Below are 22,908 nucleotides of genomic sequence, written 5' to 3' on the forward strand. Positions count from 1 at the left end.
ATCCCTCCTGTCGAATGTGGTGAGGCGGCGGGAGAGGACGGCTCCGTCCCGCCCGCACGGCCTTAGTCTTGAAACTTCTCCGGATAGAATCCTTTGGCGAGCGTCTCCAGGGCCATTGGCGCCCGGACCCCCTCTGCCGCTGCGGAGAGAGGGAGGACGATCAGCTTCTGGTTTCGAATGGCCGGCAGGTCGGCCAGCTCTTTTTTCGACAGCAGCAGCTCCCGTTTTTGCTCGACGGTCTTGTCGCCGTAGTCGACGATGACGATCACGTCCGGCTGCCGGTTGACAACCTCTTCCCAGTTGACGGTGGCCCAGCCCTTGGGGATGTCGTCGAAGATGTTTTTGCCGCCCGCCATCGAGATCAAGCGGGTCATGTAGTTGTTGGCGGCCGTCAACAGCTGATCCTCCCCGCTGTCGTAGACAAACACGCGCAGCGGTTTTTCCGGCTGTCCGATCCGCTTGGCGATCTGCTCCATCCGTTCGTTCATCCGGGCGATCAGCTCGTCCGCCTTTGCTTCCACGCGGAAAATGCGGCCGATGTTGCGGATGTCCGTGTACACGTCTTCCAGTGTGGGCGACGTCATGTTGGAGGACTGATGCAGATACGCCTTGATCCCCAGCTTCTCCAGCTCTTCCACCGTGCCCACCGCTTTGTCGGTGAAGGCGCTTTTCCATCCGGCGTAGACGAAATCCGGTTCCGCCGCCAACAGCACCTCCTTGGACGGGTATGTCTTGGACAGCACGGGGATTTTTTCATACGCTTCCCGGTATTCCGGCAAAATGCGGTCGTCCAGATAGGCCGTTCCCGCCATCCTGTCTGCCAGACCCAAGGCCAGCATGATTTCCGTCGTGTGCTGATTCAGCGTGACGGCCCGTTTGGGCGGCTGTTCAAAGGTCAGCACGCGATCGCCGTTTTGAACGGTAACCGGCTGCGCCGCTTCCGCTGCTGCAGGCTCTGCGGCCGGTTGCTGTTGACGGTCGTCCGGGTGGGAACTGCCGCACGCCGACAGGAGAAGGGCAAGCAGCACTGTTTTGACCAGCCAAAAGCGGGAATTGAAACGAAATTTTTTCATGACACGTCCTCCTCTGCATATTTGATAATCGCAATCATTACGTTTTATACAAAACCTCCATGATACGGTCTCGCCCGCTCGTTGTAAACCTTTTTCCCACGTGTTCCGCAGCAACAAAAAAGCATCCCCCGTGTTGGACGAGAGATGCCAGTCTGCATGCGGACACGACAAAAGAACAGACGCGGGGCGCCTTTTCTTTCCGTTCCCTGCTTTCCACACATCCCCATCCTCGTGGGTTGAGCGTGATCGCTTCACGGCAGGTCTCCTGGCTTGGGTTCATCGCCCCCTGCACCTTCCCATCTCCCCGAATCAAGCGAGACAGTGGCTGTCGCAGGGCGCTCCCCGTCACAGTGGCGGGACCGCGTCGGACTTTCACCGAACTTCCCTTTTAAGCGCCCGGGCGCACCTGCACCCGGACGGCACCGTGAAACGCGCTATTCCGTTTTTTCGTCTGAGCCTTACCCGATGACGGTCAGCTGTTTCGGGAACTGCGTCAATACCTCGCTGCCGTTTTCCGTCACCAGCACGTCGTCCTCGATCCGCACGCCGCCCACGCCGGGGAGGTAAATCCCCGGTTCGATCGTGAAGACCATGCCGGGACGAAGCACTGCCTGGTTTTGCCCGTGAACCGACGGATACTCGTGGACGTCCATGCCCAACCCGTGGCCCAGACGGTGCATGAAATACGGGCCGTACCCTTTCTCCTCGATCACGCGGCGAGCCGTCTGGTCGAGGTGAGCCAGCGTGACGCCGGGGCGCACCTCGGCGATGGCCGCTTCGTTGGCCGCGAGCACCGTCTCGTAGATCTCCCGGAGCTGCGGGCTGATCTCGCCGACCGCAAAGGTGCGGGTGATGTCGGACACGTAGCCGTCAGCCGCCACGCCCAGGTCAAACAGCAGCAGTTCTCCCTCGCGCACCTGCCGGCTGCCCGGAGTTCCGTGCGGCAGCGCCGATTTTTCCCCGGCCAGCACCATCGTGTCAAACGACGGCCCGTCCGCCCCCAGCCGCTTCATCTGGTACTCCAGTTCGGCGACGATCTCCATCTCGGTGACGCCCGGTTTCACTTTTTTCAGGCTCTCGCGCAGCGCCTCTTCCACCAGCCGCACGGCGTGCTTGATGCGGGCCACTTCCTCCGCCGACTTGATCAGCCGCATTTCGCGGAGCGGCTCTTCCACATCGGCGTACCGCGCTGCCGCCACGACCGCGCTCATCGCTTCGAAGCGCTCCACGGTCATGTGGCTCTTTTCGATGCCCAGCCGCGTCAACCCGGCGGGCAGCGCCTGTTTCAACACGTCGTACGGATTGTCCGTATCGGTATGCGTCAGAATCTGCTTGACGCCGGACGCCGCCTCGGCCGCCGCTTCGCGATCCAGCGCCGGGACGATCAGCGACGGTTCGCCCTGCGCCGGGATGATGAGGCCCATGAACCGTTCGTGGGGTTCCGTAAAAAAGCCGGTCAGATAGTAAACGTGTTTGGGCGAGGTGATCAACACCGCGTCCAGCTCTTCCTTTTCCATATACGCGCGCAACTGCTGCATGCGCTCCTGGTACAACTCGCTCACCCTGCTTTCTCTTGGTTTCTACTGCGAGGATACCATGTCCCCGGGAAAAAAAGAAGCGGACGGGCAAAAAAAACCGACGCCCGCACCCTGTGCCGGCTGTACGCGGCGGGCCATCGCTACCGCTGCACCGAACGGCTGCAGGAAATCCGCGTGCCGGTTCTGCTCGTCTACGGCCAGCAGGACAAGCGGATGTACGCATACGGCCGGATGCTGGCCGAGCACCTGCCCCACGCCCGGCTGGCCCTGATTCCCGGCGTCAAGCATCAGGTCGTCACCCGGGGCGCCGGGCCGTTTAACGAATGGTGCCGGGAGTTTGTCTTAATCGGTTGGAGGCGAGACTGACGATGTAAGGTGAGCGCAGAGGCATCCGTCCAGTTGGGTCAGCTCTTGGACCGGGCGGATGAAAACGTAAAAAAGCCGGTGCCCCAGAGGCTCCGGCCTATCCGTCAGATTTTTTCCGGCAAAAGTTCCACAAATCCTTAAACTCCGAGTATGTGCGGAACGGCTTGCTGAGTACGCGGTAAGGGAGCGATTTGAGAAAATGGGGGATGCTGCCCTCGACTTCCTCCTTCACCCGCTTCGGCTTGCTCATGATGCGGTGCAGGTAATTCAGGTACAGCTCCTTTTCGATGCCCGAGGTCCGTGCATCCGTCTTGCCGCACGTCTCGCACCTCACCTCGTACAGGATGTCGTCGATGTACGTCACTTCGTGTACCGTTTCGTTCATGCACGACAGACAGTACAGGGCTGCTTCCATCTTTTTCTTCCTCATCTGCTCTCCCCCCTTTGCGCCTTCGCCAGCAGTGCCTCCGCCAGCGCTTCGTCGATTACCAGTTTGTCAAAATAGCCGCCCTGCAGCACGCCCCAGACCGCTTCCAGCTTTTTGGTGCCGGAAGCGACGCCAACGACGGTGGGAATCCTCCGGAAATCGGCCAGCTCCAGTCCGATCACCCGATCGTTGAGGGAGTTGCCGATTTCTTCGCCGTCCCGGTTGTAAAAGCGGGAGCTGATGTCGCCGATCGCCTGGGCGGCCCGCAGATGCTCGATGTCTTCCGCTTTCAGGTAGCCCATCTGCTCCATCGTCGATTCGAACGGATTGCCCACGCCGACCACAGCCAGTTCCACCTTTTTCGCTTCTTCAAGCAGCGCTCCGATATCCGAGGACTCCAGCAGCTGCCGCTTCAGTTCCACTGACTCCACGATGGCCGGCGCATATAAGAACTGGCAGGTTCCGCCCAGCTTTTTCGACCACTCGTACGCCAATTGGTTGGAGTGAATCTCGATGCGATGCCGCCCGATGCCGCCGACCAAAGGGTATACCTTCATTTTATGGTGCTTTTCATAGGGATATTCGTTAACCAGGTGGTACAGCGTCGTCCCCCAAGAAATGCCGACCCGCTTTTTATTGCGAATCCAGCGGGTCAGATGCTGGGCGGCCGCCTTGGCCACCTGCTGTTTCACAATCTCCTCGTTGTCGCTGCCGTGAGCGGGAACCACGATCACTTCATCGATGCCGTAGGCCGCCTCCAACTGCTGCTCCAACTCCACCATGCTGACGGTCTCGTCACGAATGAAAATTTCCACGATGCCCGTATCCTTCGCCCGCTGCAGCAGCTTGGAGATGACTGGCCGCGAGACGCCCATCTTCTTAGCGATTTCCGCCTGCGTCAGCTCCATCATGTAATACATTTTGGCAACTCGTACCAGTTCCCGCTTCTCTGTCCAATTGTACATAGCGACCCCTCATCAAAACCGTTGCTATCTGTTTCCAATTTTCATTATAGCACAGTTGGTCGCAATCCATCAGGGGCGAAACACACCTCGGGAACGCCGGCAGGCGGCTTCATCGGACAGCGAGACGGGCGGCCTCCCTGTCCATCTGCTCGCGGAGGCGGCCGATCAGCGTCGATTCGGTAAACTCGACGTCGTCGTAGGTAATCACCTCGCCCAACGCCACCGGCCGCTTCAGCCGGATGTGCGGACCGATCAAACCGATCGGCAGCGCGTTCATCGCCTGTTTGTCGGCGGCGGTCACAATCCGGCCGTAGGCGGTAAAGCCGCCGATCCCGTCCAGCGCTTCGCCAGCGGCCAGCGCCTTTTTGGCCACGGCCACTGTTTCCGCCACCATCCCGTACTCGGGCGCGATCGTCGCTTCTTTCATGAGGTAGGCACGGGCGACCGAGAGCGGCGTCTCCAGACTGGTCAGGTGATAGGGGCGGTACAGCAGGTAATGGGGACCGCTGCCCATTTTCAGGTACTTCATCGTGTCGTGCACTTCCTGCATCGTGGAGGTGATGACGACAAACACCCCCGGCGCGACGCCGTCGATGTAATCCACCACTTTGGTGCGCTGAAGTATCCCTCCCTGTTCCTGCAGCGAAAACAACCGCGGCAGTTCCTCCAGTCGCGCTTTTCGCCCGTGCATCCCCGGCACGTCCGGGACGAAGCCGGTCGCGTTGGCGACAGCCGTCATCTCGACCATCGTCTTGGTTCCGTCTTGAAACGAGGCCAGCATTTTCGGGCTGGAGCCTTTCTGCAGGGCTTCCGCCCGGGCGGTATCCGGGTTAGCCTGCAGGTTCAGCGGGTTGTTTTTTCCCTTGCCCAGCGCGATGACGTCAAAGCCCAGCGTGTCAGCAAACTCGTACAGTTCCATGATCGCGCCCGGCTCGTCTCCGGCGGAACCGGTGTAGACGACGCCCGCCTCGTCGGCCAGCCGCTTGAGCAGCGGGCCGACGGTGACATCCGCCTCCACGTTCAGCATGACGATGTGCTTGCCGTGTTGAATCGCCTCGCAGGCCATCTGCGCCCCGATGTCGGGAATCCCGGTGGCGTCCACGATTACGTCAACGTTGTCGAGGCGCGGCACCATGACCGCATCGGTCGTGACGACGGCGCGGCCGCCCGCAATCCAATTGTCCGCTTTGTCTGGATCATTCGTTTCCTTCATCGCCGCTTCCGGCACGTCGGCCCGGCGAAACGCCTGCCTGGCGTTCTCGGGAAACAGATCGGCCGCCGCCACCACGCGCATGCCGCGCATGCCTGCGATCTGCGCAATCAGCCCTCTCCCCATCTGTCCGGCCCCGATAAGCCCGACCCTAATGCAGCCGCCGTCCTTGTGCAGCGCATCCAACCGTTTTTTCACACCCAACATGGTCCTCTCCCTCTTTCTCTACAGATTACCGCCGGAACCCTTCTCGCGGACAAACGCCACGACCGTCCCCGACTCCAGCGACGGAATCGCCCGCTCCTCCACATGGATCGTGCCCGGCAGCTGCGGGGTGGGCCTGCCGTCCGCCTTGATCGTGCAGTGGCCGAGCGTCTTCAGCGTTTCGTTTGCCTTTTCCCCCACGCTGGTGACCCGGTACAAGCAATCGCCGATCATCAGAAAATCGCCTGGCAGGACCTCCTCCGCCTGTTCCGATCTGGTGTGCAGAACCGCCATGTCGCGCAGTTCTTCGGGGACGTCGTGGTTGAACAGAATCAGCGTGTTCTCCTGCAAAAAGGCGGGGACCAGCTCGCCGATGTCAACAATGGTGGAGTGGAACAAAGGTTTCATGATCGCGTACCTCCCGGTGCATGTGTTTTTTATCCGCTCACTCGCTGTACAGGCCAACACTCATGAAATAGGCGATGACCACCGCCAGCGGGCCGGTGATCTGGCGGGACAGCAGCACAGCCGAAACGCCCACCTCGATCGTTTCCGGTTTGGCCTCACCCAATGTCAGTCCTACCGGCACGAAGTCGCAGCCGACCTGCGGATTGATCGCAAACAGGGCGGGCAGGGCCAACTGCGGTGGGATGTTGCCGCGGCCGATTTCCACGCCGACCAGCACGCCCACCACCTGGGCGATCACCGCCCCCGGCCCCAACAGCGGCGACAAAAACGGCAGGGCGCAGACAATGGAGATGATCAAGAGGCCGATAAAGCTGCCGGCCAGCGGGGAAATGACGTGGGCCAGCACATCGCCGATCCCGGTGTACAAAATGATCCCGATCAAGGTGCTGACAAACGCCATGAACGGCAGAATGTTTTTCAGCACCTGCTCAACGGTGTCGCGCCCCGCCTGATAAAAGGTGCCGACGACGCCGCCCATCAGCCGCCCTACCTTCTCGATGACATTGGGCTTGCGCTGCGGCTGCTGGCTCTGCATCCGGGCCACTTTGACCCGAGCCTCCGTCTTCAGCTCCTGCGCCGATTTCGGCTTTTCCGGCTCGCCTGCCTCCTGGGCGACGGCCGCTTCGGTTTGCAGTTCCACGTTGGCCGTCTTCACCCCGGAGACGAAGTTGGATTCCTTGATGAAGTTCATTAGCGGCCCGGACGGAGATGCCGGGGTCACGTCGACGGTCAGCACGCCCAACTTGGGGTAGACGCCGCAGCGGGCAGTGCCGCCGCAGTCGATGACGACGCAGGCCATCTGGTCCGGCTCCACCTTGGTCGTAAAGGCGTCGACCGCCTCTCCGCCCGTAAGCTGAGCGATCCGTTCCGCCACGGGATGAATCCCTCCGCCCGTGATAGAGGCGATGTATTTCTTCTCGTCCGTAGGCAGAATGCGCAGGGGGCCACCCCACCCGCCCTGTCCTTTTGTGATGACAACAGCGCGATAGCTGCTCATGCTCTTGTCCCTCCTCTCGGTGTCAGGCCGACGCCTGCGCTTCCCTGCGCTTCAGCATCATCCGGGTAATGTACTCGGTCACGATGCCGCGGATCAGGATGACGATGATTCCGACCAGGAAAAAGCGGATGGCGAGCGGCCCCAGCGACAGCCCCAACTGGGTGATCCCAGTCGCGATGCCCATGTAGACGAACAACTCCGCGGGGTTGGCGTGCGGGAACAGACCGGTGATGGGATGGCAGAACGACACGGCGGAATCGTAGAACGCCGGTTTCTGGTGCTCGGGAAGAAACTTGCCGAAGGTGTACGCCATCGGATTGGTCAAAAAGAACATCGACAAGAGGGGAAAAACCGAGTACCTTAGCAGCATGTTCCCCGTGCACCTGGCGGCAAACCGTTCAATCCGTTCCTCACCTACAAACTTTACGAAAGCGTTTACAGCCGTGATCAGACAAATGAGCGTCGGGATGATGCCGGTCACCAGTCCGACAAAGGTCTCCCCGCCCTTTTGAAACATGCCGATAAACCCTTCCGCAAGATGAACGAAAAAGTCCATGTCTCATACCTCCTCCAATAAAATGAAGAGACCAGACGACGTTTGATCCATCTGGCCCGCGGCCCCGTGTTATCCAATGTGTTCCTGCTGCTTCTGACGCTGCTTCTCTTGCTCCGCCCTGATCTGTTCAACCGCCAGGGCGAGCGCCGCCTGGACGGAATCCCCCGGCTCGCGGGAAGCGTGGGCGAGCACCTCCCCGATCGGCCTGCCGACGGGCTCCAAAAACGTGCGAAAGCGGGAAAACACGCTGATGCCGGCCATTTTCCTGCAGTGGGTGACGACGCCGCGCTCATCTGTGACCACGATGACGACCGCACCGGCGCCGAACCGCCGCCTGCTCACCCCTACCCCCAGAAAGCCGCGCTCGTGCCGCTGCAGTTCGCGCAATTGCTCCCGATAGTGACGCGCCTGAGCGGCAGCAAGCAAAATCTGCAGCACCCACATGCAGACAAACAGCAGGATGAAAAAGCCCCAGGAAGCCAAGCGACCACCTCTCTTTACAAACGTTCCTTATAGTTACAATTGTAAAAGACGGGAGTTGTCGCTTCAATCAGAATTTTCTTTCGATATGACGGTACCATCACGAATGAATTCCCTTCCCCCGCCATTTGGCCGCCACTTCCATCAGGCTTTCCGATATGGTGGGATGGGCATAGATCATGCCAGCCATCTCTTCCACCGTCGACTCCGTATGGATGAAGGCGGAACCTGCCGCGATCATCTCGGTGACGTGCGGCCCGACCATGACGACCCCCAGCACTTCTCCATACGTCTCTTCGGCGATCAGCTTGGTAAAGCCCGTGTAATCGTCCTCCGCCAGTGCCTTGCCGTTTCCGGCGTGCGGATAGACGGCGGTTTTGACCCGGTAGCCCTGTTCTGCCGCCTCCCGCTCGCTCAACCCGACGCTGGCGATCTCCGGATGGGTGTAAACACAGCGCGGCACCGTCCGGTAATTAATCGCCTCCCGGCCGCCGCACGCGTTGAGGGCGGCGATCTGCCCTTCCGCGCTGGCCGCGTGAGCCAACTGCCAGCCGCCGATCACGTCCCCGGCCGCATAGATGCCCGGGACGCTGGTTTCCAGAAAGGCGTCCACCTTGATAAAGGGGCCGTCCATCTCCAACCGCAGTTCTTCCACTCCGGTCAGGTTGGGGGTTCGTCCCGCCGCCACCAACAGGGCGTCGCAGCGGAACTCTGCCGGCTGTCCGTCGGCGTCCGCCGTTCGGATCAGCGTTTTCCCCTGCTGCTGCGCCACCGAGGCCACCTTGGTTCCGGTGGCGATCCTGACCCCTTTTTTGCGGAACGCTTTCGCCAGCGCCTCAGCGGCATCTGCATCTTCCTGGGGCACGAGCCGGTCCGCCATCTCAATCACGGTCACCCGGGCGCCAAACGCGGCAAACATGGAGGCGAACTCCACACCGATGATCCCTCCGCCGATAATTGCCAGCGTTTCGGGAATCTTCTGGAGCGAAAAAATCGTGTCGCTGGTGTAATAAGAAGTGGCGGCCAGCCCGGGTATCGGCGGTACGGCTGGAGCGGAGCCGGTAGCGAGCACGATCGCATCCGCCCGGATGGTTGTTGAACCTGACTCGGAACTGATGTCGATTGTCTTGTCCGGCCGCACCTGCCCCCTGCCGGCGAACAGCTCGATCCTGCCTGCTTTCAAAAGCGATGCGATGCCGGTCTGCAGGCGTTTGACCACCTGGTCTTTGCGGGCCATCATTTTCTCCAGGGAGAGGGTCAGTTCGCCCGTTTCGATCCCCCATTTCCTCGCTTTCCCGATCTGTTCGATCACCCAGGCGTGATGCAGCAGCGTTTTCGATGGAATGCAGCCCCGGTTCAGGCAGGTTCCGCCCAGTTCGCCGGCTTCAATCAAAGCCGTCCGCTTTCCTTCCTTGGCGGCCCGGATGGCGGCCACGTAGCCGGCCGGTCCTCCTCCCAGGACGGCGATCTCGTACGTTTGCATGACGTTCCTCCTCGTTTGCGTTATACCAGCATGAGGGCGGGCGACTCGAGCAGTTCCTTCACTTCCTGCAAAAAGGCCGCCGCCGGAGCTCCGTCCATGACCCGGTGGTCAAACGACAAGCTGAGCGACATCATCGGCCTCAGATCGATCCTGCCGGCAACGCCAACCGGCTTTTCCACAATCCGTCCCACCCCGAGGATGGCGCTTTCCGGTTGGTTGATAATCGGGGTAAACGCGTCGACCGCATACATCCCCAGATTGCTCACCGTAAACGTCCCGCCGCGCAGGTCGTCGGGCAAGAGATTCCCTTCGCGGGCGAGGGCGGACAGGCGCTTGCATTCCAGGGTCAGCTCCGCCAAACTGCGCCGGTTGGCCTGTTTGACCACCGGCACCAGCAGCCCGTTCGACACGGCGACGGCCAGCCCCACGTTGATCTCCTCGTGACACAGGATGTGATCGTCGACCAAAGAGGCGTTCACTTGGGGGTGAAGCGCGAGCGCCGCGGCGACCGCCTTTACGATAATCTCCGTATACGAGAGCCGCAGCCCTGTCCGCTTTTCCACCAGCGGCAGCAGGGAGGCGCGCAGCCCGACGGCTTCGCTCATGTCCGCTTCCGTCGTCAAGGTGACATGGGGAGCGGAAAAGGCGCTTGCCACCATGCGCCGGGCGATCACCTTGCGCATGCCGTCCAGTTTCACGCGGGTTGTCCCGCGAAGCTCCCGTCGATCGGAAGGATCGGGCGAGGCGGGAGTGCCGTCAGACAGTGACCGCTTGGCAGGTGCGCCGGATGCAGAATCGGCCGTGTCCACGGACGAACGGATGACCGGCTCGGCGGCACGAGCAGTCAAAGAAGCCTCCACGTCCGCCTTCTGTACGCGCCCGCGCGGTCCGGAACCGGCGATCTCGCCTAGGACGATGTCGTGTTCTCGGGCCATCCGGCGGGCAACGGGAGTGGCCCTCACTTTTTCCGGGCCGTCCGACTTGTCATCCGCTGCGTCGGCTACATGGTCGGCCGCCCCGCCTTCACCTGCGTCCACCGCTTGACGCCCCTTACCCTGCCCCGATCCGGCCCATGTCCCCCCACGGTTCAGCCTGTCCTCCTCCGCTTGTCCCCCCAATGGAGGCGGCGCATCGGGAACCTGTTCGCCCGCTTCACCGATGTAGCCGATCACCTGATTGACGGGAACCACCTCGTCCGGGCCGTAGTAGACGGCGAGCAGCTTGCCGGTGGCGTACGACTCCACTTCGATGTTGATCTTGTCCGTCATCACCTCGAGCAGGACGTCCCCCTCCTTCACGTCGTCGCCCGGTTCCTTGAACCACTGAATGATCGTGCCCGTTTCCATTGTCATGCTTAATTTCGGCATAAATACGCCGGTAGCCATCGTATCCTGCCCCCTTTCTAGCGACGGAAAACCGTCTCTTTGACCGCTTGAATAATGTCCTGCTCCTGCGGGATTGCCGCTTTTTCCAGAATGGGGTTGTACGGGATCGGGACCTCCTTGCCGCCCAGCCGCTTGATCGGCGCGTCCAGGTAATCGAACGCTTCGCTCTCGGCGATTATGCCGGCAATCTCGCCGCCGAACCCGCCGCGCTTTACCGCTTCATGCACGATCACCACGCGCCCCGTCTTTTTTACCGACCGGACGATGGTCTCCTCGTCCAACGGCACCAGCGTGCGGGGGTCGACCACCTCCACGCTGATCCCCTCCTTTTCCAGTTCCACGGCCGCCTGCAGTGCCTTGTGCACCATGATGGCAGTGGCGACGATCGTCACGTCCGTCCCCTCCCGCTTGACGTCCGCCTTGCCGATCGGCAGCGCGTACGGTTCTTCCGGCACGTGCCCTTTCGTCCGGTACAGCAGCTTGTGTTCGTAAAAAATGACCGGGTTGTCGTCGTCCATCGCCGCCTTCAGCAGCCCCTTTGCGTCATAGGCGGTGGACGGCTGAATCACCTTCAGCCCCGGGATATGTGCCATCCACGCTTCCAGGCTTTGCGAATGCTGGGCGGCCGCACCCGTGCCGGAGCCGGCCGGCGTGCGCAGCACCAGCGGGACCTTGCCTTTGCCGCCGAACATGTAGCGGGTTTTCGCCGCCTGGTTGACGATTTGGTCGGTCGCGATCGTGATGAAGTCGGAGAACTGGATTTCCACGATCGGCCGCATCCCGGTCATGGCCGCCCCAACCGCCGCTCCGGCGATCGCCGCCTCGGAAATCGGCGTGTTGCGGACCCGCTCCGGCCCGAATTCCTCGATCATCCCGCGGGTGACGCCAAATGCCCCGCCGTACACGCCGATGTCCTCTCCCATGATGAACACGTCGGGATTGATCCGCATCTCCTTGCTCATCGCTTCCCGCACCGCTTCCAAATAGGTGATTTCCCTCACTTGCGCCCTCTCCTTTCCGTCTTTCGCCTAGGCGTACACATCTTCCTCAAGAATCTCCAGAGGAGGCATCGGACTTTGCTCCGCAAAAGCGACCGCCTCCTCAATCTGCTGCCGCGCCTTGGCCTCCAGTTCGGCCGCTTCCCGCTCGCTGAAAATGCCCTCGGCGATCAGCATTCGCTTCATCCGCTCGATCGGATCGCGGTTGGTGCGCCAGTCCATTTCCTCCTCGCGGGTGCGGTATTTCTTGGCGTCGCTCTTGGAGTGGCCTTTCCAGCGGTACGTTTTCGCTTCGATCAGGGTGGGCCCTTCGCCGCGGCGGGCGCGCTCCACCGCTTCGTGGGTGGCGTTCATCATCGCGAAAATGTCGTTGCCGTCCACCACTCTGCCGGGGATGCCGTAGGCGGCGGCCCGATCGGCGATGTGTTCGATCTTGATCATCTCTTTCACAGAACCGGACATCCCGTATTGGTTGTTTTCGCAAACAAAGACAACCGGCAGGTTCCAGATGGCGGCCAGGTTGATCGCCTCGTGGAAGCTTCCTTCGTTGGAGGCGCCGTCGCCGAAAAAGCACAGCGTCACATACCCAAGTTTTTTCATCTGCGAGGTGAGCGCGGAACCGACGGCGATCGGAATTCCGCCACCGACGATGCCGTTGGCCCCCAGGTTGCCACGCTCCACGTCGGCGATGTGCATGGAGCCGCCCTTGCCACGGCAGTAGCCGGTTTCGCGTCCGAACAACTCCGCCATCATCCGGTTCACGTCCGCCCCCTTGGCGATGCAGTGGCCGTGTCCGCGGTGCGTGCTGGTGATTTTGTCGCGCTGCTCAAGGACGGCACAAGCCCCCGCAGCCGACGCTTCCTGGCCGACGCACAGATGGGTCGTGCCGTGGATCAGCCCCTTGGCGAAAAACTCATCCACCTTTTCGTCAAAAAAGCGGATCAGCCACATCTGGTGAAACAGATCCACCAGCTTTCCCTCCGTGATCATGGGCGGTACCTTCAGATTGGTGATCAATGATTTCTCCTCCTTCCAAAATGAAAGCGGGCCAGATGGAGGCGTACACCCCACCTGACCCGCGGTCCAAGCGCCGGGAAACATCTGACTGCTAGCGGGAAGCCGTTTTCTGCCGCTGGCTTCGTTCGTATTCTTCACGGGACAACCGTTTCACCGAGATGAGAAACACCTCGTCTTTTCCTTCGCAGACGCACTGCTCATGCTCAAACAGTTTGTACACCTTTGTTCCGGGAGTTACGCGTTCAACCGGTTTCATGACCTGCACCTCCGGATCGTTACAAACGTTCCGTGCAGTTACGTTTGTAACTTTATTATAAATGTTCTGACAATAAAGTCAAGATCGTCAGCCTTACTCTTCGCCGAATTTGCTTTCGATCAAGGCCGCCAGGGCATCGACGGCTTCCGCTTCGTCCGGCCCTTCCGCCCTCAGCGTCAGCACGGTTCCTTTTCCCGCCGCCAGCGTCATCACGCTGATGATGCTTTTGGCGTTGGCCTGCTTTTCGCCGTGAATCAGATAAATGTCCGATCGATACCGGGCAGCCAGCTTGACAAACATGGACGCCGGTCTCGCGTGCAGTCCGGTTTTGTTCAACACGGTTACTTGTTTTTCCATGGTGATCGCTCCTCCAGATTTGGAATTCGTTGCAGAAACTGCTGGAGATCCAACGGTTCGCCCGCCGTCTCCTGCTGCTGCAGAGCGTGATACAGTTCCTCCACCGCAGGCTGGCAGTGCTCCGTGATCGCCAGCATGAACACGTGCCGCACCCATGCGCCCGGTTCCCATTCGACCGGTTCCGCCAGTTCGGCGATGGCGATCGCCGGTTTTATCGTCGCCCGCGTGTCGGCGTGGGGGATCGCCGCTCCCATCAGAAAGGTGTGCCCCATCCGTTCCCGTTCCCATACGTGTTGTAAAAAGTCGGACGCGACAAAGCCGTTGTCGCCCAAGAGCCCGGCCAGGTGCTCGATCACGTCCGCCTTGTTCCCGACGGCAAACGATGCGGCAATCAACTGCGGGTAGATGAGATCCCGCAGCCGATAGGATTGGTTCTCCGCCCGGCCTGCCGCCGAACCCGAGGCCAGCAGCAGCAGCCGTTTGAGAAAGCTGATCCCGCTCTCGTCGGCGATCTCCTGAACGGAGACGAAGGGAACCCCCTCCAGCATTGGATCGACCGTCCCCACCACTGCGCAGATGTGATACCGATCCAGCCAGTCCTTGTACTGCTTGCGGATGGAAAGGGAGCTGGCGCTTATGATGACCGGCTGCACTTCTCCCGCGCCCAGCTTTTCCTTCAGCAGTTGATTCAGCCGTCTTGCCGCTCCGTCCCCGGTCAGGCAGATGGTGACGATGGCGATCGGCTTGGCGTGGAACGCGGGCACGCCGCTGACCCGGGCGGCCGGGAGCATGTGCAGGTTGCCCACTAGTTGGTCCAGGGTTTCGCTGGAATACAGGCACTTGCGCAGCACCTCGACCAGCAGCGTGGTCGTCACCGGAGACAGCACCCTGACCCGGCGGCCTGTCTTTTCCTCCCACTCCGCATCGGTTAAAAACTGGCAGCCCATGTCCGCCAAGAGGATGACGCCCTCGCCCTGGTCGGCCTGCCGGATCGCCGAGCCGATCCGTTCGATCGCCTGCGGAATTTCGTCGTTCCAGTACAGCTCCACGGCATGGGCGTGCCGTTTTTCAAACAGCCGCGATGCCACATCCACCATACTGCGGGCAATCTGCCCGTACGACGCCGCCACCACGCCGATCAGCGGTTTGGATTCCATCAGCACGGAACACTGGTTCAGATAGGTGGCCAACAGAGCCACTTCTTGGCGGGGCAGGGGCACGCCCCATCTGGTCTGCACCACTTTGGCCATCTCTTCCGCCACCTTGAACTCGATGGAATCGTCGTCGATCACCGCCTCGCTCTCCGCCGCCAGACTGTCCGGCCAGCGATCGAGCAGCCCTCGCAAGTGAATCGCCAGGACAAAGGAGATTCGCTGGTAATCGAGCGCCAGATGCCGCTCGGCGATCCACAGCATCTGTTCCACCGTCTGCACCACCTGCTCCCCCGCCAGCTTGACCAACTGCCGCAGGCGGGCGTGCACCTTTTCCTCCTGGTCGCCGCCGAACGGCTCCAGCCGGGACTCCAGTTCCTTGTTGACAATCAACTGGATCAGTTCCTTGCTCTGCCCCTGGTTTTTCAGGTTTTGGTAGCGTTCCATCACCCATTCGTAAAGGTGGTCGCCGGACGGCTCCGCTTCCTCCACCTCCAGCAGCACGGAGCGTTGGCCAGGGATAAACCGGTACTGCTCTTTCTTCAGCATCGTCCACCCTTGCGTCGTGCCGCCTCCCCGCAAGCTGGCGACGTGGACGGGCAGGTCCTGGCGGTCGATCAGCACCGCCCCCTGCTCGTCCTGGTTGATGTTTTTCAAAAACGCCTTGGCCATGAGGACGCGGATGTCGCTGTGAAGCTGTCCCGTATTGCCCGGACATTCATAGGAGAGCAGCGCGGCGATCACGTCCTTTTGCACGATCACTTCCTTGCCGATCCGCTCCGTCTCTTCGTTGAAAAAATGAAAGATCAGCGACAAGCGCTCCCGCTCCGTCCAATCGGCCAGGGATGGCAGTTCGATCGTCATTGGAATCCGCCGGCGGAGCGTCAAAAGAAGGCTGGACTCGGGGCTTTCCGTGGTCGCCCCGACGATCAGAATGGTCGCTTTCCGGTGAAAGGCCACCTCCCCCAGCCGGCGGTACACGCCCTTGTCGATCAGGTAAAAGAGATTTTCCTGCCCTTCCGGCGGCAGGCGGTGGATTTCATCGAGAAACAGAATGCCGCCGTTCGCCTGATCCACCAGTCCCTCTCTGTCCGAAACCGCTCCGGTAAACGCCCCTTTCACGTAGCCGAACAATTGAGACAGCAGCAGTTGCGGGTTTTTGGCATAGTCGGCGCAGTTAAAGACGACAAACGGCGCGTTTTTCTTCATCACGTTCTGCTCCACCGCAAAGTGGTACATCGCCTCCGCCATTCTGCTCTTGCCGACGCCGGTCGCACCGAAAAAGAGCGTGTGCAGGCCGTGGGGCGGGTAGAGAACGGCCGCCTGCGCCTGTTGAATCGCCGCTTTCAGCGTCCCCTTTGCGCCGATCAGACTGTGAAAGCTGACAGACGATTCCGTCTTTTTTGCCGGCGGGCGCGGGCGGGCGCTCAACCCGGCCGCATCCGGTGAGAGCGCTTGCATTTTGCCGCGAAGCTGATGGACGATGAAGCGCGAGACGTCAAACCCCCGTTCCTGCAGCAGCATGGTCAGGCTGCGGTTGGAGATGTCCGGGGATTTCTGAAGGATCTGGGCGATTTCCTGCTCTAGCAGCGGATGTCGGCGTTTGCGCGAGTCCGGGATCTGCAATTCATGCCGGAGCAGGGTGACTTCATCGCGGCGAATCCCCAATTTTTTGGCAATCTGTTCATCGGTTAACGGGATTTTCTTGTTCTCTTTGGCGATGATCTCTTTGATCCGTTCCTTCATACCATTCCCCCGCTTTGTTGCATTTGCAAGATACGTGCCAGTTTTGTCCTCACTGGAAAAAGCGTGCGGCCCGGGCATTTCCGTCACCAAATCTGCCGCACAAACTCATCCGTCAGATTTTGCGGAAGGTTTTGAGAACTTCCCCCCACAAATTATACCCTGCTTATTGACGGAAATGTTCAGACAATATTATTATGAAGGCAAGCAAAACCAAGAGGGCACGCACAGCATCCTGTGGATCACGGGTCAGGGAGATTCCCTGACCCTTTTGTGTTGCCACACGCGCTGAGCGACCCATTCACGCCAAAAAGGAGGATGTTCATGCACAAAGGGATTGCCGCCTCGCCCGGATACGCGGCGGGCCAGGTATTGCTGCTGCGGGAGGGAGAGCCGGATCTCCCTCGGGACGTCATCGCCGCTCCCCGGACGGAAGCGGAATGTCAACGGTTCCGCCGTGCTTTGGAGCGGGCGAAAGCGGACATCGTACAGACGCGGGACGACGTAAAAGAGCGGCTGGGCGAGCACGAATGCGCCATCTTTGATTCCCACCTGCTGATGCTGGAGGACCCCGTCGTCGTGCAAGAAGTGGAAGCCGAGATCGCCGGACAGAGGAAAAAAGCCGCCTGGGCGGTCCACGACGTATTCTCCCGACATGCCGCCTACTTTTCCGGGCTAGACGACGCTTACTTTCAGGAGCGGGCCGCCGATTTTCGCGATCTGGGCGACAGGCTGGTCCGCGAGCTGCTGGGGATGAAGTCCGTGCAGCTGGATGCAATCGACCGCCCGGTCATCGTCGTAGCCCGCGATCTGACCCCTTCCCAGACAGCGCGCCTGAATCCGGCCTACATCAAAGGCATCGTGACGGAGATCGGCGGCACGACCAGCCACTCCGCAATTCTCGCCAGATCGTTGGGGATTCCTGCGGTGGTCGGCTGCGGACCGCTGCTGGGAGAGCTGACGGAAGAGGATTGGCTGGCGCTGGACGGCTGTACCGGCGGCGGTCAAAGAGATGAAAACGGAAGCGGGAATCGTGAACGAACAGAAAGCGGTCCGATAAGGGCGGCAAACGAAAGAGAGGCGGCGGTGTGCTGCCTCTCTCGTCGTTATGGGGCGCTGCCCTCATCGCTAGCCGGCCGCGACGGGGCCTGAAGGGCGTCATGAGGATACCTTTTGGCCGTACATCGTCTGGTAGTAGTGGTGGGCGCGCGTCACCTCGCTCTCTGGGATTTCAGCCGGTGTTCCCTTCAGCATGGCCAGATGGACGATTTTCGCCACGTCCTCCAGTACGACGGCCGCTTTCAGCGCGGCCTGCGGAGTCGGGCCAATGGTAAAGACGCCGTGATTCTTCAGCAAAATCGCCGGAGAATGGCCAATGTGGCCGACGACCGCCCGACCGATCTCCTCCCCGCCAACGGACGCATACGGGCCAACGGGAATCTCCCCGCCGAACATATCCGCTATCGAGGTCAGCACCGGGGGGATGCCTCTGCCCAAGGCGGCAAAGCTGGTCGCGTAGGGAGAGTGCGTGTGGACCACACCGTTGACATCCCCTCGATGTTTGTAGATGTAGAGGTGCGTTTCCGTATCGACAGAGGGCATGTACTCTCCTTCCACGACATGTCCCTCCGTATCAACCACCACCATGTGGCGGGGTGTCAACTGTTCGTAAGGGATGCCGCTGGGCTTGATCACGACGTAACCGGTCTCTCGGTCCCTGGCGCTGACATTGCCGCTCGTCATCGTGACCAGGCCGTTTTTCGGCAGCTGCAGATTCAGCGTGCAGACGGTTTCTTTCAACGTTTCTAGCATGTTCTCCTCCCAATCCATAAACGGTTCTACGCCGAGATGTTCTCATCCAGGTGGGCCTGCGCGTTTTGTTTGTCTTTTTTACGCTGATAGATGGCGACCAGGACGCTGATCACGCCGATGGCGATAATGCCGACATAGCCCAGTTTGGCGGCGAAAATAAAGATGGCGGTCGTCGGCACGGCTCCGTCCACCAGCGAGGAGATCGCGTTCGCTCCTTCGGGGAATGGGAACCCGACATTTTTGGCCGCCTGCGTGAAGTACGGCGAGACGTAGGTGGCGATCAGCAGCCCGAAGGCAAGGGAGATCGCCCCGGCGATGACGGTTCTGACGACGTTGCCCTTGAAAATCGGAACCATCAGACAAATCATGAACGGAATGGTGGCCAGGTCGCCGAACGGAAGCACCTTGTTGCCGGGAATCAAGACAGCCAACCCCAGCGCCACCGGAATCAGGATGAGCGAGGAGGCGATCACCGCTGGATGGCCGACCGCCAGCGCGGAGTCCATCCCGATGTACAGCTCCCGGTCCGGGAATCGCTTTTTGACAAACTCGCCGGCCGCCTCCGAAATCGGCATCAGTCCTTCCATCAGAACGGCGACGACCCTGGGCAGAAGCAGCATGACCGCTGCCGTCTTGACGCCGAGCTGCATGATGTCTTTTGCGCTCCAACCGGCCAAGATACCAATGATAACGCCGAGAATCAGTCCGAGCACGATAGACTCGCCAAAAATGCCCAAACGCTTCTGAATCGCTTCCGGGTCCGCTTTCCAGTTCTTGATGCCCGGCATGACGTTAAACAGCTTTTCCAGAGGCAGCGCGAACAGGTAGTACGGTGTGGACGTCCCGTGCGGAAAAGCCACATTAGGATAGCCGTAATACTTTTCCACGTGCTTCGCGGTCAAATCAGACAGCACGAGAATGACGATCGTATGGACAATCGAGGTGAGCACGCCGAGCGAAAAGCTGTTGGTCATGATGCTGACCAACGCTCCGGTAAACGCCACGTGCCACAGGTTCCACAAATCCACGTTCAGCGTTTTGGTCAACCCGAAAATCAGGAACACCAGGTTCACGGCCAGGCCGATCGGAATCGCCAGCGAACCGACGGTCGAACCGAAGGAAACCGCCGCCGTCGCCGGCCAGCCAACGTCGATCACGCTCAAATGGATGCCCAACCGCTGAACCATGTCCTTGGCCGCCGGCCCCAAGCTGTCCATCAAGAGCCCGATCACCAGGTTGATCCCGATAAACCCGATGCCCACCGTCAAGCCTGCGCGAAAGGCAGAACTGGGCTTGGACTTCAAGATGAGGCCAAACACAAAGATAATGATCGGCAACATGACGGACGGGCCCAAATCGATCAGATACTGAAGCACTCCCACAGCACATGCCCCCTTCGCTAATGATGCGCCAATGTTCCGTACGCCCCCGGTCTCAATCCGCGAGCGCCGCTTCCACCTCAGCAAAAAACTTGTCTTTGCCGACGCCGGTCAAGAGCGGCAGCGCATTGATCACCTTGGCCTGGATGCTGGGTGGGACCGCTGTGGTCGAGACGATCAGATCGTAGTCGGCCGATCGCGTCAGAATGTCCGACACCTTGGACTGCGTTAACGAGACGTTGATCCCCTTCTCCTGTAAAAACGCTTTCAATTTTTGCATGGCCACCGTAGAGGTACACACGCCGGTACCACAAATGACGACGACTTTTTTTGTCATGAGACTCCACCCTTTCGTTCGCCCGTTATTTTGTTGCGGATTGCTTGAGAGCGCGGAAAACCGCTTCCCCGCTTTCCATTTCCACCAGTTCCTGCAATCGGTCAGCATGCTGAATAAAGCTCATGATCTGCTCCAGGACGCGCAACTGCGTTTCGCTTTTTTCCAACGCCAGCATGATGACGATCTTCACCGGCAGGTCCTTCTCCGGATCTGCCATGCTGCGGAATGATACCCCCTTCTTGACGACGGCCATCGCTACGGCTGGCTTACGGACATAGGCAGCATCAGCGTGCGGGATGGCGATGTGGATCGACTCCAATTCGATTCCGGTCGGAAACTGTTGTTCCCGCTCCAAGATCGTCGGGACGTACTCGTCAGCCACGGCTCCGGACTGGACCAGCCGTCCGCCCAGTTGGGTGAGGATTTGTTCGCGCCCTACCACCTCCTCTGTCACGATGATATGTTCCGAACTGAGGAACTGAAAAAAACTCATCGTCGTACGATCACTCCTTTTTTCCGGCGGATACCTTTTTCCATAAGCAATCCCCATGCCATTGGCGGAACAGAAAATGTACAGGGATGAAAAAGTCTAAGTTTTTTGATTTTTCTTTCCACAATCCATTCAATCGGCTTGCATGAATGGTTGCAGAGAAAGTGTGGCCGTTTTTGTACCGGGGAAACGGCTCACGGCCGCCGCCCATGCAAAAAGGCTGCCGAGCACCTCGACAGCCGGACGGGTTGGCTTTTTCAGTGTTTCATCCGCGGGTCCAGCGCGTCGCGCAGACCATCGCCGATCAGGTTGAAGCCGAGCACCGTCAGCATGATGGACAAACCGGGGAAAATGACGGTCCACGGCGCTTTTTGAATGTACTGGCGGGAGTCGGACAGCATCAGTCCCCACTCCGGCTGCGGCGGCTGCGCACCCAGTCCGAGGAACCCCAGGGCCGCCGCTTCGAGAATCGCCGTGGCGATGCCCAGCGTGCCGGTGACGATGATCGGCGCCAGGCTGTTGGGAAGGATGTGCTGCAGAATAATCCGCGAGTTTTTCGATCCGATCGCTTTCGCCGCCATGACGAACTCTTCCTCTTTCAGGCTTAACACCCGCGAACGGACCAGCCTCCCGTAGGTGGGAATGTTGACGATGGCGATCGCCAAAAGGGCGTTTTCCAGCGACGGGCCGAGCATCGCCACAATCGCGATGGCGAGCAGAATGCTGGGGAAGGCCAGCATGATGTCAAACAGCCGGGAGATGATCATGTCCACCCACCGGCCGTAATAGCCGGCGAGCAGGCCGAGAAATGTGCCGGCGATCACCGACCCGATAACGGAGAACAGCCCGACGCGCAGGGAGATTTGCGCCCCGTAGATCACCCGGGTAAACACGTCCCGCCCGTTGTAGTCGGTCCCAAACCAGTGCTCGGCCGACGGCGGCTTGTTCTTGTCGATCAGTTCTCCCTTGTCGTATGCGTAGGGGGTAATGTACGGAGCCAGCAGGGCCAGCAGCACAAACACGAAAATGATGACGAAGCCGGCGATGGCCATCCTGTTTTTGCGGAGCGTCCGCCAAGCGTCGCGCCAAGGAGACGAGACCGGCTCGTCGGGTTGCTGCACGCGTACCGTTTCCACATGGGTTTCTGCCATAAGACGTCCTCCTTAGCGGTATTTGATGCGCGGATCGACGTAGGCGTAGAGGAGGTCGACCAACAGGTTGATCAGGACAAAAATGGTGGCGATCACGAGAATGCTCGATTGAATGACGGGATAATCGCGGTTTCCAATCGCCGTAAAAATGTAGCGGCCTACGCCGGGCCAGCCGAAAATCGTCTCGGTCAGGACGGCCCCTCCGATCAACAGCCCCGTCTGCAGCCCGACGATGGTCAGGACGGGAATCATCGCATTTTTCAAGGCGTGCTTGTACACCACGAAAAACTGCCCCAGCCCCTTGGCACGCGCCGTCCGGATGTAGTCGGCGCGCATGACTTCCAGCATGCTGGAACGGGTGATGCGGGCGATGATCGCCATCGGGATGGTCCCCAACGCGATGCTTGGCAGAATCAGGTGCTGGATGACGTCGCGGAGATGATCCCAACGTCCGGCCAGCATCGCGTCGATGATATAGAAATGCGTAATCGCCGTTACGGGATCACGCGGATTGTCGCGTCCAATGGAAGGCAGCCACTTCAACTCCTGGGCAAACACCCACTGCTCCATCAATCCCAGCCAGAATACGGGCATGGATACGCCGATCAACGCGATCAGCATGCAGATGTAGTCAAACCACGAGTTTTGCTTCCAGGCCGAAATGATTCCGGCATTTACGCCGATGAAGACGGCAAATATCATGCTGACCAGCGTCAATTCGACCGTGGCGGCCAGGTACGGCCCCATTTCCTTGGCGATGGGGGCCTTGGTGTGCAGCGAGTCGCCCAGGTCTCCTCTGAGAATGTCCCACAGGTAGTGGAAGTACTGCACGTACCAGGGGTTGTTCAGCCCGAGCTGCTGCCGCAGCTCCTCCAGAGCTTTGGGACTTGCCTTTTCCCCCAAAATGGTCAGCGCCGGATCGCCGGGGATGGCGTGAATAATGGCAAATACAATCAGCGACATGCCAAACAGCACGGGAATCAGCATCAACAATCGTCGAATGGTGTATGACAGCAAGGCCATCTCCTCGCTTTCCTTGGCGTTTTGCACATGAGAGAAGGGTAA

24 protein-coding genes and 1 riboswitch are annotated in these 22,908 nt (G+C 60.1%); of the genes, 2 read left to right on the forward strand and 22 right to left on the reverse strand.

All coding sequences use genetic code 11. The features are described from left to right. Positions 1–62: 62 nt before the first annotated feature. Together A6764_RS15655 and A6764_RS15660 are read right to left on the reverse strand one after the other, a co-directional pair. Positions 63–1,073, reverse strand: a complete 1,011-nt coding sequence (locus A6764_RS15655) for an ABC transporter substrate-binding protein (RefSeq protein WP_065068204.1) — start codon at positions 1,071–1,073, stop codon at positions 63–65. Between the two features lie 237 nt (positions 1,074–1,310). Continuing rightward, positions 1,311–1,515: riboswitch (cobalamin riboswitch) on the reverse strand. Between the two features lie 16 nt (positions 1,516–1,531). Continuing rightward, on the reverse strand, positions 1,532–2,626 hold the full coding sequence (locus tag A6764_RS15660) for a M24 family metallopeptidase (RefSeq protein WP_255309793.1): 1,095 nt from the start codon (positions 2,624–2,626) through the stop codon (positions 1,532–1,534). A gap of 159 nt (positions 2,627–2,785) precedes the next feature. On the opposite strand from A6764_RS15660, the gene A6764_RS15665 reads away from it, so the two are divergent. Then, positions 2,786–2,977: an alpha/beta fold hydrolase gene (locus A6764_RS15665; protein ID WP_141669803.1), complete on the forward strand. Its 192-nt coding sequence runs from the start codon at positions 2,786–2,788 to the stop codon at positions 2,975–2,977. A gap of 97 nt (positions 2,978–3,074) precedes the next feature. Here the strand turns inward: A6764_RS15665 and A6764_RS15670 are convergent, their stop codons facing one another. The 14 genes from A6764_RS15670 to A6764_RS15735 form a co-directional block, all read right to left on the reverse strand. Beyond that, positions 3,075–3,407 carry a hypothetical protein gene (locus tag A6764_RS15670; protein WP_065068202.1) on the reverse strand — a complete coding sequence of 111 codons (333 nt, stop codon included), beginning with the start codon at positions 3,405–3,407 and terminating at the stop codon, positions 3,075–3,077. Beyond that, the gene (locus tag A6764_RS15675; protein ID WP_065068201.1) at positions 3,404–4,369 is read right to left on the reverse strand and encodes a sugar-binding transcriptional regulator; all 966 of its coding nucleotides are present in this window, start codon (positions 4,367–4,369) and stop codon (positions 3,404–3,406) included. The genes A6764_RS15670 and A6764_RS15675 overlap by 4 nt, the downstream gene beginning before the upstream one ends. Before the next feature lie 109 nt (positions 4,370–4,478). Continuing rightward, positions 4,479–5,786 carry an NAD(P)H-dependent oxidoreductase gene (locus A6764_RS15680; RefSeq protein ID WP_065068200.1) on the reverse strand — a complete coding sequence of 436 codons (1,308 nt, stop codon included), beginning with the start codon at positions 5,784–5,786 and terminating at the stop codon, positions 4,479–4,481. An 18-nt stretch (positions 5,787–5,804) separates the two neighbouring features. Continuing rightward, complete coding sequence (locus A6764_RS15685; RefSeq protein ID WP_065068199.1) at positions 5,805–6,191, reverse strand: PTS glucitol/sorbitol transporter subunit IIA; 387 nt, start codon at positions 6,189–6,191, stop codon at positions 5,805–5,807. A gap of 37 nt (positions 6,192–6,228) precedes the next feature. Next, positions 6,229–7,248, reverse strand: coding sequence for a PTS glucitol/sorbitol transporter subunit IIB (locus A6764_RS15690; RefSeq protein WP_065068198.1), 1,020 nt, complete (start codon positions 7,246–7,248; stop codon positions 6,229–6,231). A gap of 22 nt (positions 7,249–7,270) precedes the next feature. Further along, positions 7,271–7,804, reverse strand: coding sequence for a PTS glucitol/sorbitol transporter subunit IIC (locus A6764_RS15695; protein ID WP_065068197.1), 534 nt, complete (start codon positions 7,802–7,804; stop codon positions 7,271–7,273). Positions 7,805–7,873: 69 nt separating this feature from the next. Beyond that, entirely contained in the window at positions 7,874–8,287 is a 414-nt protein-coding gene (locus A6764_RS15700) for a transcriptional regulator GutM (RefSeq protein WP_255309789.1), read from the reverse strand. 97 nt (positions 8,288–8,384) lie between these two features. Continuing rightward, positions 8,385–9,767 carry a dihydrolipoyl dehydrogenase gene (lpdA, locus tag A6764_RS15705; protein ID WP_065068196.1) on the reverse strand — a complete coding sequence of 461 codons (1,383 nt, stop codon included), beginning with the start codon at positions 9,765–9,767 and terminating at the stop codon, positions 8,385–8,387. Positions 9,768–9,787: 20 nt separating this feature from the next. Then, positions 9,788–11,152 carry a dihydrolipoamide acetyltransferase family protein gene (locus A6764_RS15710; RefSeq protein WP_065068195.1) on the reverse strand — a complete coding sequence of 455 codons (1,365 nt, stop codon included), beginning with the start codon at positions 11,150–11,152 and terminating at the stop codon, positions 9,788–9,790. Positions 11,153–11,169: 17 nt separating this feature from the next. Beyond that, positions 11,170–12,153, reverse strand: coding sequence for an alpha-ketoacid dehydrogenase subunit beta (locus A6764_RS15715; RefSeq protein ID WP_065068194.1), 984 nt, complete (start codon positions 12,151–12,153; stop codon positions 11,170–11,172). 27 nt (positions 12,154–12,180) lie between these two features. Further along, positions 12,181–13,167, reverse strand: a complete 987-nt coding sequence (locus tag A6764_RS15720; RefSeq protein WP_083989932.1) for a thiamine pyrophosphate-dependent dehydrogenase E1 component subunit alpha — start codon at positions 13,165–13,167, stop codon at positions 12,181–12,183. Between the two features lie 91 nt (positions 13,168–13,258). Then, the gene (locus tag A6764_RS15725) at positions 13,259–13,423 is read right to left on the reverse strand and encodes a hypothetical protein (RefSeq protein WP_176703378.1); all 165 of its coding nucleotides are present in this window, start codon (positions 13,421–13,423) and stop codon (positions 13,259–13,261) included. A gap of 93 nt (positions 13,424–13,516) precedes the next feature. Then, positions 13,517–13,780: an HPr family phosphocarrier protein gene (locus tag A6764_RS15730; RefSeq protein ID WP_065068193.1), complete on the reverse strand. Its 264-nt coding sequence runs from the start codon at positions 13,778–13,780 to the stop codon at positions 13,517–13,519. Next, positions 13,765–16,677, reverse strand: coding sequence for a sigma 54-interacting transcriptional regulator (locus A6764_RS15735; protein WP_065068192.1), 2,913 nt, complete (start codon positions 16,675–16,677; stop codon positions 13,765–13,767). The genes A6764_RS15730 and A6764_RS15735 overlap by 16 nt, the downstream gene beginning before the upstream one ends. A 321-nt stretch (positions 16,678–16,998) precedes the next feature. Here A6764_RS15735 and A6764_RS15740 point away from each other — a divergent pair, with 321 nt between their 5' ends. Beyond that, a complete protein-coding gene (locus A6764_RS15740; RefSeq protein ID WP_065068191.1) occupies positions 16,999–17,826 on the forward strand; it encodes a phosphoenolpyruvate-utilizing N-terminal domain-containing protein in 828 nt (275 codons plus the stop codon). Positions 17,827–17,832: 6 nt separating this feature from the next. Here the strand turns inward: A6764_RS15740 and A6764_RS15745 are convergent, their stop codons facing one another. From A6764_RS15745 to A6764_RS15770, 6 genes are all read right to left on the reverse strand, one after another. After that, a complete protein-coding gene (locus A6764_RS15745) occupies positions 17,833–18,486 on the reverse strand; it encodes an L-ribulose-5-phosphate 4-epimerase (RefSeq protein ID WP_065068190.1) in 654 nt (217 codons plus the stop codon). 26 nt (positions 18,487–18,512) lie between these two features. Beyond that, positions 18,513–19,868, reverse strand: a complete 1,356-nt coding sequence (locus tag A6764_RS15750; RefSeq protein ID WP_083989929.1) for a PTS galactitol transporter subunit IIC — start codon at positions 19,866–19,868, stop codon at positions 18,513–18,515. Between the two features lie 52 nt (positions 19,869–19,920). Next, positions 19,921–20,202 (reverse strand): PTS sugar transporter subunit IIB, encoded by a 282-nt coding sequence (locus A6764_RS15755; RefSeq protein ID WP_065068189.1) that lies wholly within the window; start codon positions 20,200–20,202, stop codon positions 19,921–19,923. Positions 20,203–20,227: 25 nt separating this feature from the next. Next, entirely contained in the window at positions 20,228–20,695 is a 468-nt protein-coding gene (locus tag A6764_RS15760) for a PTS sugar transporter subunit IIA (RefSeq protein ID WP_065068188.1), read from the reverse strand. 254 nt (positions 20,696–20,949) lie between these two features. Continuing rightward, complete coding sequence (gene nikC / locus A6764_RS15765; protein ID WP_029097330.1) at positions 20,950–21,843, reverse strand: nickel transporter permease; 894 nt, start codon at positions 21,841–21,843, stop codon at positions 20,950–20,952. A gap of 12 nt (positions 21,844–21,855) precedes the next feature. Beyond that, positions 21,856–22,866, reverse strand: a complete 1,011-nt coding sequence (locus A6764_RS15770; RefSeq protein WP_035288531.1) for an ABC transporter permease — start codon at positions 22,864–22,866, stop codon at positions 21,856–21,858. Positions 22,867–22,908 lie beyond the last annotated feature (42 nt).

Source organism: Brevibacillus sp. WF146 (assembly GCF_001673705.2).
Taxonomy (GTDB): domain Bacteria; phylum Bacillota; class Bacilli; order Brevibacillales; family Brevibacillaceae; genus Brevibacillus; species Brevibacillus thermoruber.

Coding starts and splice junctions, on each gene's coding strand:
- A6764_RS15655 (WP_065068204.1), bottom strand. CDS start 1,073: ATGAAAAAATTTCGTTTCAATTCCCGCTTTTGGCTGGTCAAAACAGTG.
- A6764_RS15670 (WP_065068202.1), bottom strand. CDS start 3,407: ATGAGGAAGAAAAAGATGGAAGCAGCCCTGTACTGTCTGTCGTGCATG.
- A6764_RS15675 (WP_065068201.1), bottom strand. CDS start 4,369: ATGTACAATTGGACAGAGAAGCGGGAACTGGTACGAGTTGCCAAAATG.
- A6764_RS15680 (WP_065068200.1), bottom strand. CDS start 5,786: ATGTTGGGTGTGAAAAAACGGTTGGATGCGCTGCACAAGGACGGCGGC.
- A6764_RS15685 (WP_065068199.1), bottom strand. CDS start 6,191: ATGAAACCTTTGTTCCACTCCACCATTGTTGACATCGGCGAGCTGGTC.
- A6764_RS15690 (WP_065068198.1), bottom strand. CDS start 7,248: ATGAGCAGCTATCGCGCTGTTGTCATCACAAAAGGACAGGGCGGGTGG.
- A6764_RS15695 (WP_065068197.1), bottom strand. CDS start 7,804: ATGGACTTTTTCGTTCATCTTGCGGAAGGGTTTATCGGCATGTTTCAA.
- lpdA (WP_065068196.1), bottom strand. CDS start 9,767: ATGCAAACGTACGAGATCGCCGTCCTGGGAGGAGGACCGGCCGGCTAC.
- A6764_RS15710 (WP_065068195.1), bottom strand. CDS start 11,152: ATGGCTACCGGCGTATTTATGCCGAAATTAAGCATGACAATGGAAACG.
- A6764_RS15725 (WP_176703378.1), bottom strand. CDS start 13,423: ATGAAACCGGTTGAACGCGTAACTCCCGGAACAAAGGTGTACAAACTG.
- A6764_RS15730 (WP_065068193.1), bottom strand. CDS start 13,780: ATGGAAAAACAAGTAACCGTGTTGAACAAAACCGGACTGCACGCGAGA.
- A6764_RS15735 (WP_065068192.1), bottom strand. CDS start 16,677: ATGAAGGAACGGATCAAAGAGATCATCGCCAAAGAGAACAAGAAAATC.
- A6764_RS15740 (WP_065068191.1), top strand. CDS start 16,999: ATGCACAAAGGGATTGCCGCCTCGCCCGGATACGCGGCGGGCCAGGTA.
- A6764_RS15745 (WP_065068190.1), bottom strand. CDS start 18,486: ATGCTAGAAACGTTGAAAGAAACCGTCTGCACGCTGAATCTGCAGCTG.
- A6764_RS15755 (WP_065068189.1), bottom strand. CDS start 20,202: ATGACAAAAAAAGTCGTCGTCATTTGTGGTACCGGCGTGTGTACCTCT.
- A6764_RS15760 (WP_065068188.1), bottom strand. CDS start 20,695: ATGAGTTTTTTTCAGTTCCTCAGTTCGGAACATATCATCGTGACAGAG.
- nikC (WP_029097330.1), bottom strand. CDS start 21,843: ATGGCAGAAACCCATGTGGAAACGGTACGCGTGCAGCAACCCGACGAG.
- A6764_RS15770 (WP_035288531.1), bottom strand. CDS start 22,866: ATGGCCTTGCTGTCATACACCATTCGACGATTGTTGATGCTGATTCCC.